Genomic DNA, 12,607 nt, shown 5'->3' with positions numbered 1-12,607 from the left:
AAACATGACAATATACCCGCGGCTACTTCTATATTTATATCGTTATCATCAACGATAAGAACATGTGCCCCTTTAAAGTCAGAATTATCAGTTTTAACTGAGTCTGATTCACGGCGTTTGTTAATATTAACATTGCTGCTACCAGCACTTATTTTATCTTCAAGGCTGCGTTCATCGGCTACTGTTTTTAAAAACTCTGAAATAAGTATTGGTTTAGAAAGTAAGCTGGCTTGCACGTGTCTTGTTCTAATTTGAGGATAACCGCGATTTGCTAATAAAATAACTTTAATTACATGATGATTAGCAATAGTTGGCCACATTTCATCTAAACGTTTTAACAATGTGTCGTCTTGTTCAATAAGTATAAAGTCAGGTAAAGGTACGTTTTTTATATCATCTGAAACAAGAGATTGTTGTAATTGTTCAGCTGAAAAACGATTTCCCGAAAAAGCAGCTATTAAATTATTTATGCTGTTGGCCAACTCGTTATTTTTACTAACAATAGCAAAGCTTTTGTTTTTTAATCGTGGGGCAAAACTATAATGAGTTGTATCAGCGTTGCTTAGTGTTAGTTTTATATGAAAACTACTACCTAGTGACTTTTCTGACTCAAAGCTAATTTCTCCGCCTAGAAGGCTACAAAGCTGTCTGCATATAGAAAGCCCTAGCCCTGTTCCACCAAATTTAGATGCCACGCTTTTGTCTTCTTGGGAAAAGGCGGTAAATAATTTGCTCTGGTTTTCTTGTGCAATGCCCACACCGCTATCGGTAACTTTTACGTGAACAGTCACATTATCACTGCTTGTTTGCTCGCAATAAGCAGTGACCTTTATAAACCCAGTTTCAGTAAATTTAATCGCATTATTTACTAAGTTAGTCAGGATTTGTGAAAAACGATGGGGGTCAGTTTTAATCGTTTTACATTTTAAATTAACAACATCTAAAACAAATTCGAGGCCTTTCTCCTGAGCTTTAACAGCCATACTGCCACAAACGCTTTCGATTAATTTTATTAAATTAAACTCTTTAAAGTTCAACTCTAGTTTACCTGCTTCTATTTTAGATAAATCCAAAATATCATTTATTAATACAGATAAAGCACTCACACTAACTTCGGTCATTTCTAAATAGTTTTTTTGTGTTTCACTCAATGGCTCTTTTTTTATTAAGTTTAAAGTACCCACTATGCCATTAAGTGGAGTACGCATTTCATGGCTTATATTAGAAATAAACGCACTTTTTACTTCACTGGCTTGTTTGAGCTCTTTAGTGCGAATGGCTACTTTATTTTCAAGCTCATGATTTACTTTTATTATTTCATTCTCAATGGTGCGCTCTTTGGTTACATCTCTGGCTATTATTGCAATACCAATAAACATTCCAAATTGATCGATAATGGCTGATAAAGAGAGTGAAAAGTAGCGTTTAGTAGAGCTGTTACTAATACTAGCGTCTTGCTTAAATTGACGAGTACCATCAGTGAACTTTTCAATTATCTCGTTAAAATTTAGCTGATCTATTATTTTTAAATCATTAATTGGTTTTCCAATTGCTTCTAACTCTCCAAGCTTAAACATCAGAGTTGCGGCATTATTCCAACTAGAGACAATACCGTTATTGGTAATGCCAATTACCGCATCAGATGAGCCAGTTATAATTGCCTCAGATTGTGCGCGCGCATTTGCAAGCTCTTGGCTTTTGCGAAGGCTACGATTGAAAAATGCGAGAATGATAGTTAATACAATAACCAAAATAAGTAAAAAGGACGTAGAGCTTTGTTCTACGTTCCATTTCAATATTTTTAATATGCTCAACAGGCGCTAAAACGTGACTAGATAAAAAGTTTTGTTTTTCACCCAGCGCTAAAGTGATTTTTTTACTTGCGGTGTAATAACTCGTTTGCGCATTATTTTTTGGTTTTATAAGCGACAATGAGCTATTAGCAACGGGGTTAAAAGTGTAGTTATTATTGATGCTAATATCACTACCTAGGTCTTTACCAAAGGTGAAATCTTTATTTGGGTGTGATAGAAAATAGCCGTTACTGTCTGTTAAAGCGAGTTGAAATGGTGTATTAATACTGTTTTTTAAAAGGGTTAATAAGTTATTAGCATTCACGTTAATTATGATAAAGCCAAATCTATTTTGATTTTCATCAAAAATTGGCATAGATAGCCTCAACATCGGGCGATAAGGAAACTCTATTTTACCGTACTCTCTATTCAACGAAATTTCAGACATATATATTTCGCCATCAGAGAGGTTACTACTGGCCGTAAAGTACTCTTGCGCTCCTTTATTTTGGAGCCTATTTAAATCTATAACCTCTACTGCACCCTGAACGCGATCAACCCTTACCAGTTCTTGTCCTTTTTTGTTGGTACTGATGATTCTTAGCTGCTCGTAATCTGGGTTATTTTTTAAAAACGCTGCAAATATAATTTCAAGCCTTGTTTTCCATTGAGCATAGGTGGTGTTCTCTAGTGGGTCTACACCTTTGTTATTTGATGCCCTGGCTAAGCCTTTGATTGGAGGGGTTGCGTGTAAAAAACGAATATCTCGACGGTAGTTTTCAATAACCTCTTGTGTTTGTGAATTAATAGATTGGTTTTTGTCTATTATTTCTAGTTCTACAGAGCCAAGTACTGAGCGCGATAAACTTGCTTCATTAATAATAATGGCTAAAACAATTAAGGTAATTATGGCGGATAAAGAAATAGGGAATAAAAGGGTGTAGTTACTTACCTGACGAATTATCCTTTTTTTAAGATTTATTGGCATCCATTACTCCAATCAAAAACTAGCCATTATTTAATTATAATTAAACCTAGAGAACTATAGGTAATTTATCAAGTTTGAGCTTAATAATAAAAAAATAAGAAAAAGTTTTTACTATTAAAAAGGAGTTTTGCTTTTATTGGCTTATATTTACTGCAGATGATTATAGACCTCTTGTAGCTAACACAATCAATTTAATATTGTTAGTATTTATTTTAGGTAATTAATGGATGTTTAGGTTAACTCAGCTAGACTTTAGTCGCGTTTGTTTACTTTTTTTATGGGACTTTATTGTGTTAACCACTGTAGATCAAAGCTTTGCGCATCGAGTGCTTATTGTTGATGATGAACCTTCTAGTTTAATGATTCTAGAGGGGGCTTTATCAGATATCGCAGAAGTTATATGCAGCGATACTGGTTTTGGTGCAATTGAAAAAGCACAGCAGTTTTTACCTGAAATTATTTTATTAGATATTGAATTACCAGATATTAGCGGGTTAGAAGTGTGTAGACGCTTAAAAAACGATCCCAAAACTAGTGGTGTAACGGTAATATTTATTACCTCTCATAATGAAAGTAAGTTTGAGCATTTGTCTTTAGAGTTGGGTGGGATTGACTACATACAAAAGCCAGTCGATCTTAAGGTCTGCCGTTTGCGCGTTGGCAACCATTTAAAACTAAAAACACAAGAGCAACAATTAAAGCATTCTCAGCGGTTACTTGCTATTGAATCAGAAAGATTGCGGGTTACGCTCAACTCGATTGGCGACGCTGTTATAGCAACTGACAAAGACGAAAAAATAACGTTTATGAACCCGATTGCAGAAATGATGACCGGCTGGGTGATGCATGAAGCTGTCGGTAATTATATTTCAGAGGTTATGCAACTACGGGATGCAACCACAAAGCATAAAAGTCTTAATCCAATTTCTATTGCTTTAAAGGAGCAGCGAAGAGTAGCTATGGCGCTTAATTGCCAATTAACGAGCTTAAATGGCAGAATTCATCGGGTTGAGGATTCTGCCTCTCCTATTAGGGATGAAAAAGGTAATATTATTGGCGCGATTATAGTTTTTCATGATGTGAGCGAGTCAATTGCGATGGCCGTTAAAATGAGTCATTTAGCAAACCATGACCAATTAACCGATTTACCCAACCGAATTTTATTACATGATCGCGTTGCGCATGCCTGTCAGGTATCTGTGCGTAATGGTTTTTTTGTGGCATTAATGCTAATTGATATTGATCATTTTAAATATTTAAATGATACCGAGGGACACCATGTTGGCGACCAAATCATAAAACTGGTTGCTAAACGCCTTGAATCTATTGTTGATTTAAATACGACCTTAGCCCGAGTTGGCGGGGATGAATTTGTATTATTGCTCCCCGATATTAAATCAACGTGTCATGTCGATGCTGTTGCATCTGATATTTTGTATGCAATGCATCAACCTTTTCGTGTCGATGGAAGAGAGTTTAATTTAACTATAAGCGTGGGAATTAGTATTAATCCAACTGATTCTGATTCTGCCGAATTAATGATGTCGCATGCTGATGCAGCAATGTATAAAGCCAAAGAGCACGGTAGAGATAGATTTTGTTATTTTTCAGATGACTTAGAACATGAGTTTCATCAACGTCAAAATATAGATAAGCTTTTGAGAAATGCACTTGAAAAAGACACGTTGGAAGTTCACTTTCAGCCCAAGCTTTGCCTAAAAAATAAATTAATTATAGGCGCTGAGGCGTTAGTAAGGTTAAGAGATGAGGAGGGCAGTTTTATATCGCCGTTACACTTTATTCCACTAGCCGAAGAGACAGGCTTAATAAATAAGTTGGGTCATAGCGTTTTAAAACAAAGCTGCAGAGCTGCTAAACGCTGGCTAGATAAAGGTCATCCAATTAAAGTTGCTGTTAATGTGGCGGCTAAACAATTTACAGATCCTAAATTTATAGAAAGCGTAGCGCAAATACTTGAGGATACTGAGCTTCCTAGTGGTTACCTTGAGTTAGAAGTGACAGAAAGCGCTTTAATGAGTGATTTTGATGAAACAAGTAGAATATTAAACGGGCTTTCAAACCTTGGTTTGAGCATAGCGATAGATGACTTTGGAACGGGCTATTCGAGTCTATCGTATTTAAAACTATTCCCTGTTGATGTATTAAAGATTGACCAGTCATTTGTTAAAGATATGGTTGATGATAAGCAAAGCCTAGATATAGTGAAAGCAATTACCCATTTAGCACACTCACTTAATTTAAAGATTGTTGGTGAAGGCATTGAAACTCAAGCACAGCTCGATACACTTATTTCGCTTGAGTGTGAAGAAGGGCAAGGATTTTTGTTTAGCAAAGCTTTACCTGAAAACGAATTTGAAAATCTCATTTTCTGATGGTGTAACTAGTATTTTTAAGTTTAAGATAGCTCACATTCAATTATTGTAACTTCTTATCTCCATCAATCTTAAAAATCGATTGTTTTAATCTAAACAATCAATTTTATTTAATTTCTCAATGGCCTTATTGTATTAATCAAGCCAACGCACAAGGCGTTAACTTTTTTAAATACACTAAACATAAATGAGGAATACTATGAGCACTTCATTGATTAACACAAAATTACAACCTTTCAATGCAACAGCTTACCACAATGGTGACTTTGTAGAACTCACTGAAAAAGACGTATTAGGTAAGTGGTCTATCTTTTTCTTTTACCCTGCAGATTTTACATTTGTATGCCCAACTGAATTAGGTGACCTTGCAGATCATTACGCACAGTTACAAGAAATGGGCGTAGAGGTTTACTCGGTATCAACAGATACACACTTTACGCACAAAGCTTGGCATGACACGTCAGACACTATCGGTAAAATTACTTACCCAATGATTGGCGACCCAACAGGACGCATTACACGTAACTTTGGTGTAATGATTGAAGATGATGGTTTAGCACTTCGCGGTACATTTGTAATGAACCCAGAGGGTGAAATCAAAGTTGTTGAAACGCATGATTTAGGTATTGGTCGTAGTGCCAAAGAACTTGTTCGTAAAGTACAAGCCGCACAATACATTGCCACGCATGACGGTGAAGTATGTCCTGCATCTTGGCAGCCAGGTGAAGACACATTAGCACCTTCACTAGACCTAGTTGGTAAGATTTAAACCTTACCTTCACTAAATTTAGAGTAGTACATAACTCTAATACCAGTGAGCCTACTTGGCTCACTGGGCACTCTTCCACGCCATCACTCTTTTCTAAAATTCGCACATGCACTGATGGCATGGGGGTTCTGCTGTTTTATTTTTCCGTAAGGGGCTAAGCCATGTTAGACAACAACATAAAGAACCAATTAAAAAGCCATTTTGAATCGCTGACTCAGCCTGTTGAGCTGCTTATCGCCTTGGATGACAGCAAAAAATCAACAGAAGTAGAAAGTTTAGCGAATGATTTAGCATCACTAAGCGATAAGTTTAGTGTGAGTAACAATCCAGATACTTCGGCACGCAGACCTTCAATGGTGGTGCATTCGCCACAAAAAACACCCATATTACCTTTGCAGGGGTACCTATGGGTCATGAATTTACTAGTTTAGTGTTAGCGCTATTACATACGGGGGGGCACCCTAGTAAAGCCAGCCAAGAAGATATTGAACAAATACAAACACTTGAGCAAACACTCAATTTTGAAGTGTATATTAGTTTGAGCTGCCAAACCTGCCCGCAAGTGGTTCAAGCGCTAAATACAATGGCTGCTACAAATAGCAATATCAAAGCCACCATGATTGATGGTGCTCTGTTTCAAGATGAAGTAGAACAACGAAATATATTGGCTGTACCCGCTGTTTACTTAAACGGAGAGCCTTTTAGCCAAGGGGCAATGAGCCTAACCGATATTTTAAATAAAGTTGATAGCAAAGGTGCACAGCGCCAAGCCAAAGCATTGAATGAAAAATCAGTGTTTGATGTTCTTGTCGTCGGTGGTGGGCCAGCAGGTGCTTCGGCAGCTATTTATTCTGCACGTAAAGGGCTAAATACGGGGGTGGTTGCCGATCGATTTGGTGGCCAGGTAGCTGACACATTGGCCATTGAAAACTTTATTTCGGTAAAAGCAACCGAAGGGCCAAAAATGGTGGCTCAGCTTGAAGAGCATGTTAAAGAATATGATGTTGATGTAATGCACAACCAACGCGCGGCAAATCTGCAAAAAAGCAGTAATGGATATGACATTACTTTAGAAAATGGCGCTGTATTACAAGCTAAATCACTTGTGCTAGCAACCGGTGCACGCTGGCGTGAAATGAATGTACCTGGCGAGCAACAATATAAAGGCCACGGCGTTGCATACTGCCCGCATTGTGATGGCCCATTATTTAAAGGCAAACCTGTTGCTGTAATAGGTGGCGGTAACTCAGGTATTGAAGCGGCTATTGATTTAGCTAACATTGTAGAGCATGTAACGGTGCTTGAATTTGCCGATGCGTTACGTGCCGACGAAGTACTTATTCGTAAAGCAAATAGCTTAAAAAACATTACTATTATTAAAAATGCACAAACTACTGAAGTACTCGGTGATGGTAACAAAGTAATAGGCCTTAATTATACCGATCGTGTTTCTGGAGAAAGTAAGGAGCTAGTTTTAGCCGGTATATTTGTACAAATTGGTTTGATACCGAACACCGAATGGTTAAAAGAGAGTGACCTTGAGCTTAGTCAATTTGGTGAAATACTCATTGATGCTAAAGGTGCAACGTCGTTACCAGGTATATACGGGGCGGGCGATGCGACCAATACGCCATTTAAGCAAATTATTATTGCTATGGGCGCCGGAGCAACTGCTAGCTTAGGAGCTTTTGACTACTTAATTCGCCAAACACCCGATGCAGAGCAAAATGCTGCTTAATAGCGTTTTAGCGTAAGCCTCTTGATAAAACAGCTCTCACCCATAGCTGTTTGTTCACCCAAGCCGCCCTCTCCAAAGGCGGCTTTTTTGTGTGTTATTTAAGTCGGGTAAGGCCTACTAAAATACAAACTGCGCCACCAATAAAGCCAAGCCATGCTTCTACTGGGGTTTCGCCATTGAATGCACGAGTAACTTGTGAAGCTGCAGAATCGTAAACATCATAACCCCACATACCAAGTGCTACGCCAATAACAATAAGTACAATACCAATGATTTTATTTGTCATAATGATCCTTTGTGTTTTTAGTGCAAATTAATCTGGGCGACACTCGTTGTTATAATGTGGCTACGCCCAGTCTTTTTAGTGTATTTGTAATTGCTTCTTCTATCGCTGGCAGTTTAAACGGTTTGGCTATGAACATATCCATGCCTGCTTGCTTACAGTTTAGTTTATCTTGTGAGGATGCATTAGCAGTTAACGCCACAATATAAGTTTCTTGCGAGTCACAGATACCTTGTGCCTTTAGTTGCTTAGTGGCTTCAAAACCATCCATGATAGGCATAATGCAATCCATAAAAATAAGGTCAAAATGCTTTTGTTTGCATTTTAACAGGGCATCTTGGCCGTCAATAGCAAAGTCTGATTTTATATTAAATTTATCCAGTGCTGATTCTAATACCAGGCGATTTATTTCGTTATCATCAACCACCAAAACCGAGAGCTTATTACTATGGTTATTAATAAATTTAAGGCTAGGTTTTTGTGTTTGTTGTTTACCAAGCTCAATTGGGATAGTTAAGGTAAAACATGTGCCCACGTTAACCTCACTGGTTACCTCAATTTTGCCATTCATAAAACCAACGAGCTCTTTAACTATGGCTAAGCCTAACCCGGTGCCACCTTTATTGTTGTTAGCATCAACCTCTTGGGTAAAAGGCTTAAATAATGAGTTTAAATACGTTTTACTCATGCCGCGACCCGTATCGGTTATTTTAATTGTAAGTAAAGGGCGCTTTGTATCTAATGCTAACTGTGAATCGAGAGAAACAGAACCATGCTCTGTAAATTTTAATGCGTTACTCAGTAAATTAGAGACAATTTGGCTTAATCGAGAGGTGTCGCAGTATACCCAAACATCATTAGGAATGAGGTTAGTGGCTCGTAGTTCAATGTTTTTATTGCTAAACAATACCGAATATAAAGAAACCAAATCGGTAAATACCGTTTTAAGTAGGGAGTGGTGAGGTTCCAGTTTTAATTCACCATGATTTATTTTTGAAAAGTCGAGCACTTCATTGATAATATTCAATAAAATATCAGCACTTCGCAGGGCTACTTTAATTTTTTCCGCCCGCTTGTCATAATCGTGTTCATCAATGAGTGTTGCTAACATACCCGTAATGCCATTTAACGGAGTGCGTAGCTCATGACTAATTTTTGCAAACAGCATACTTCTATCTTTTAATAGCTGTTCAGCAAGCGCTTTTTTTTGTTTTAACTCTTCGCGTAACTTTACGGCTTCAGTTATATCTTGAAAAGTACCAAATAATCGCACACATTGGCCGTTATTAAACTCGGCCTCACCAAAAGTCGACACCCAAATGCTTTGCTGTTTAGCGGTAACTATTTCCAGCTCTAAATGCCATTTATCACCCTTAGACACCGCATTTTCTACTGCTATACTAATACTATCTCGGCTTTTGCCCGCTTTATAAAACTCGATAGCGGTATTCATATCAGGAGTGAAGCCTTCTTCGGCTTGATGAATACGTCGAGTTTGTTGGCTCCAAAAAATAGTATTTTCTATTAGGTCGACTTCCCATGTACCTATATTTGCTACGTTTTCAAGCTTTAATAAAGTGTCACTATTTTTAGTGAGATTGGCTTTATCCTGATTGCGCGCCAATTCCGAGCCTAACCACTGCGCTAATAATTCAATATAATCATAGGCTTCATCGCTAAAAGGAGCGCATTCTTGAGCAGATGAAAAGTTAACAGTTCCAAATACGTCTTTGCCTATTCGTATAGGCGCACCAATGTACGCTTCTAATTGGAAATTAATATAGCATGGATGATTTGCAATACTACTTTGCGACGCATTATGAAATGCCAATGCAGAGTTGGCCGACAAGGTATGCGTGCAATAGGTGCCGTTTAATTCAAACTCTGTACCAATTGCAAGAGAATTGTCAGGGGTGATGGCATGTAAAACAATATAAGAATCATTTTTTACGCGGCTGATAATAGCTAAGTCGAGTTGAAAAACATCGAGCCCAAAAGCAAGTAAGTCTGCAATTTTTTGATCAAAGCTTAGCTGCTGATCTGAGACTATATTATGAAAGCATCGAAGAAAATTCACAAAAACCCTTAATTTATTTGGTGTGTACACAAAATTTAATGCAAAAAACACGCCTAAATTTAATCTGTTTTTTTTGCAATACGACGACGAACACATCGTTCTTTATTACATTACCCCGTTGGTTTAAAAATTAATAGCTGGAGTAAGCTGTAAATTCAAAGGTTATATCACTGTATACTTCTTATAGGTTGATTTTATAGCTTATGTTCATTTCTCACGCAACCTAGGATTACCTAAGTAAGTTTTAGCTTCATTTATGCCCATTTGATAGCCTGAATTGAGTATAGCTAGATTTTTAGTGGTGCGGCCGACTTTAAACCCTGCTGGTGGAGCAATAATATTTATTTTGCAATCCGGTGGAGCATTATGTAAAAAATTAATACTGGAATTATAGTTTTTAGAGCGCTGTAGGCTGGCCTGTGCAAGTGCAGGGGTATTTTTATAGAGTTGCTTAGTTAACCACGCTACTTTGACATCTTTTTTACGATAGCCTAAAGGTTGGGAAAGGATAACCGTTATTTCTGATGCACCCATTTCATAGGCTTTTTTTACTGGAATAGAGTCGGCAACGCCACCATCGGTCATGGCAATACCATTTATTTTTGGATAATCCCGATAAGCTATGGGTATAGCGCAAGAGGCTTTTAATTGCTCTACCATTTCGCTGCCGGTTGCTTGTAAGTAATGGGCTTGCCCAGATTCGATTGCCGTTGCAACAATATAAAAATCGTGAGGAGATTGTGTAAATTCATCGGTGTTTAAAGGAATTTCACGTACTGTTTCTTGCCAAAGCCAGTCTAAATCAAATAAGTGACCGCCTTTAACAAATCGGGGCAGGTTAATGAATTCCGGTCTACACGAATAATCAGTAATCACTTTGTAGTTTCGGGTTGCTTGTTTACATAAATAAGCCGCGACATTCGTTGCTCCAGCAGATACACCAAAATAGCTGGTAAAAGGTTGATATTGCTGTGCTAAAAACTCATCAAGTACGCCTGCGGCAAAAATACCGCGCATGGCACCGCCCTCAACCACTAATGCATGTTGGCTATTGTTCATGTTAACTTCCATCCTTTGACAATACACTCATGCTAACAAGTGTACTTGAACTGTGCGAGCATCTTTTTACTTTGATTCACTACTTTTAAATTGTTTTCTGTAGGCGGTTGGCGAAATAGAAAAAGTGGCTAAAAAATGCTGGCGAAAACTCACGCTTGATGAAAATCCTGAATCCGTTGCTACTCTATCAATAGTGTGTGAGGTTGTTTCTAACTGTTGCTGTGCTATGGCAAGTCGCTGCTCAAGTAGCCACTGTGTAAATGTTAATCCCATGGTTTTTTTGAATAAACGAGAGAAATTGCGTCGGCTCATACTGGCTTTATTTGCCAATAAGTCAATATTAAGAGGCTGGGTTACATTATTTATTGCCCAGCTAATGGCGGGCTCCAAGCGGTTGCTATCGATATTTCGGGGTAGGGGTTTTTCAATGTATTGAACTTGTCCGCCACTACGATGTGGTGCAACGACCATTCTTCTAGCTACCCGGTTAGCAATATCAGCACCGTGATCAAGGCGTAATATATGAAGGCAGCAGTCAATTGCCGCAGCTGATCCCGCCGAGGTAAATACATTATCGACATTGATGTATAGTACATCGTTATCAAAATTGACATTGGGGTATTTTTTTGCAAATTCGTCAGCCCATACCCAATGGGTGGATGCCGTTTTACCCTCTAATATTCCCGCCTCTGCTAATACAAAAGCACCTAAACAAAGGCCAACAATTCGTGCTCCACGTGCATGTGCGTTATTAATTGCATTTAGTAATGCTGCAGGCACTACAGTGTCTGGATCGCACCAAGCAGGAACAATCACTGTGTCAGCATCAGCAATTATAGATAAGTTTTTGTTAATGGTTATAGGAAAACCAGAAAGCGTGTCGACTAGGCCAACGTGTTCGGTACAAACTTCAACATTATAAGGACGTGCGTCTGTACGGTCTAAATCTTCACCAAAAATACTACACGGAATTGATAAGTGAAATAAGCTGATATTGTTATAAGCAATAATGGCAACGTTGTGCGCGGGTTTAATGTTCATTTTGGCCTAATATCATCGAATGTAGTCCTGAGAGACACTATTGGTGGCAAACTATAAAGTATATTCTGGTTGTATACAAACGTGGCAACAAGACAGCTGTGCTGCGTTATTTGTTTTCAATTGATTATAAAGGGTAAAAATATGACAACAACACTACGTGAATTAAATGGCCTTAGCGATACACCAGCATCGCTTTCAAACGCGACACTTATACTCGTTGATTATCAAAATACTTATACGCAAGGTGTGATGGAGCTAGAAGGCTGGGAAGGTGCCCTAAATAATGCTAAGAATTTACTTGCAGATGCGCGTGCAGCGGGAACTAATATTATTCATGTAGTTCACGATGGTGGTCAGGGTTCGCCTTATGATGTAAACGCCGAGATAGGTCAAATACACAGCAGTGTGGCGCCGATTGACGGTGAGAGTATTATTGTTAAAAAAGCACCAGATAGCTTTGTAGGCA

Annotated in this window: 9 protein-coding genes and 1 pseudogene; 4 read left to right on the top strand and 6 right to left on the bottom strand. The window is 38.2% G+C overall.

Annotated features, from left to right (window positions below; genetic code table 11):
* Positions 1 to 1,796, bottom strand: a 1,796-nt coding sequence (locus P20439_RS18885; protein WP_242375983.1) for an ATP-binding protein, incomplete at its 3' end; no start/stop codon positions are given.
* Positions 1,708 to 2,781, bottom strand: coding sequence for a cache domain-containing protein (locus P20439_RS18880; RefSeq protein WP_008464205.1), 1,074 nt, complete (start codon positions 2,779 to 2,781; stop codon positions 1,708 to 1,710). The genes P20439_RS18880 and P20439_RS18885, both read right to left, overlap by 89 nt.
* A 290-nt stretch (positions 2,782 to 3,071) precedes the next feature.
* Between P20439_RS18880 and P20439_RS02010 the strand changes: the two genes are divergently transcribed.
* The 3 genes and pseudogenes from P20439_RS02010 to ahpF all read left to right on the top strand — a co-directional run bounded on the left by P20439_RS02010 (position 3,072) and on the right by ahpF (position 7,681).
* Positions 3,072 to 5,174 (top strand): EAL domain-containing protein, encoded by a 2,103-nt coding sequence (locus P20439_RS02010; protein ID WP_036932718.1) that lies wholly within the window; start codon positions 3,072 to 3,074, stop codon positions 5,172 to 5,174.
* 199 nt (positions 5,175 to 5,373) lie between these two features.
* Positions 5,374 to 5,943 (top strand): alkyl hydroperoxide reductase subunit C, encoded by a 570-nt coding sequence (ahpC, locus tag P20439_RS02005; RefSeq protein WP_008115650.1) that lies wholly within the window; start codon positions 5,374 to 5,376, stop codon positions 5,941 to 5,943.
* A gap of 161 nt (positions 5,944 to 6,104) precedes the next feature.
* Positions 6,105 to 7,681: pseudogene (gene ahpF / locus P20439_RS02000) on the top strand (alkyl hydroperoxide reductase subunit F).
* A 94-nt stretch (positions 7,682 to 7,775) separates the two neighbouring features.
* On the opposite strand, the gene P20439_RS01995 reads toward ahpF, so the two are convergent.
* The 4 genes from P20439_RS01995 to P20439_RS01980 form a co-directional block, all read right to left on the bottom strand.
* Entirely contained in the window at positions 7,776 to 7,967 is a 192-nt protein-coding gene (locus P20439_RS01995; RefSeq protein ID WP_008115648.1) for a DUF3185 family protein, read from the bottom strand.
* 49 nt (positions 7,968 to 8,016) lie between these two features.
* Positions 8,017 to 10,041: an ATP-binding protein gene (locus P20439_RS01990; protein WP_008115647.1), complete on the bottom strand. Its 2,025-nt coding sequence runs from the start codon at positions 10,039 to 10,041 to the stop codon at positions 8,017 to 8,019.
* 207 nt (positions 10,042 to 10,248) lie between these two features.
* Positions 10,249 to 11,100 carry a patatin family protein gene (locus P20439_RS01985; protein WP_008464195.1) on the bottom strand — a complete coding sequence of 284 codons (852 nt, stop codon included), beginning with the start codon at positions 11,098 to 11,100 and terminating at the stop codon, positions 10,249 to 10,251.
* A 66-nt stretch (positions 11,101 to 11,166) separates the two neighbouring features.
* A complete protein-coding gene (locus tag P20439_RS01980) occupies positions 11,167 to 12,141 on the bottom strand; it encodes a GlxA family transcriptional regulator (protein WP_008115645.1) in 975 nt (324 codons plus the stop codon).
* Positions 12,142 to 12,282: 141 nt separating this feature from the next.
* On the opposite strand from P20439_RS01980, the gene P20439_RS01975 reads away from it, so the two are divergent.
* A partial coding sequence (locus tag P20439_RS01975; protein WP_036932717.1) for an isochorismatase family protein occupies positions 12,283 to 12,607 on the top strand: 325 nt, incomplete at its 3' end.

Source organism: Pseudoalteromonas sp. BSi20439, from assembly GCF_000241165.1.
Taxonomy (GTDB): Bacteria; Pseudomonadota; Gammaproteobacteria; order Enterobacterales; family Alteromonadaceae; genus Pseudoalteromonas.
Note: the sequence above shows the minus strand (reverse complement) of the source record. Positions and strands in the feature narration are given on the sequence as shown.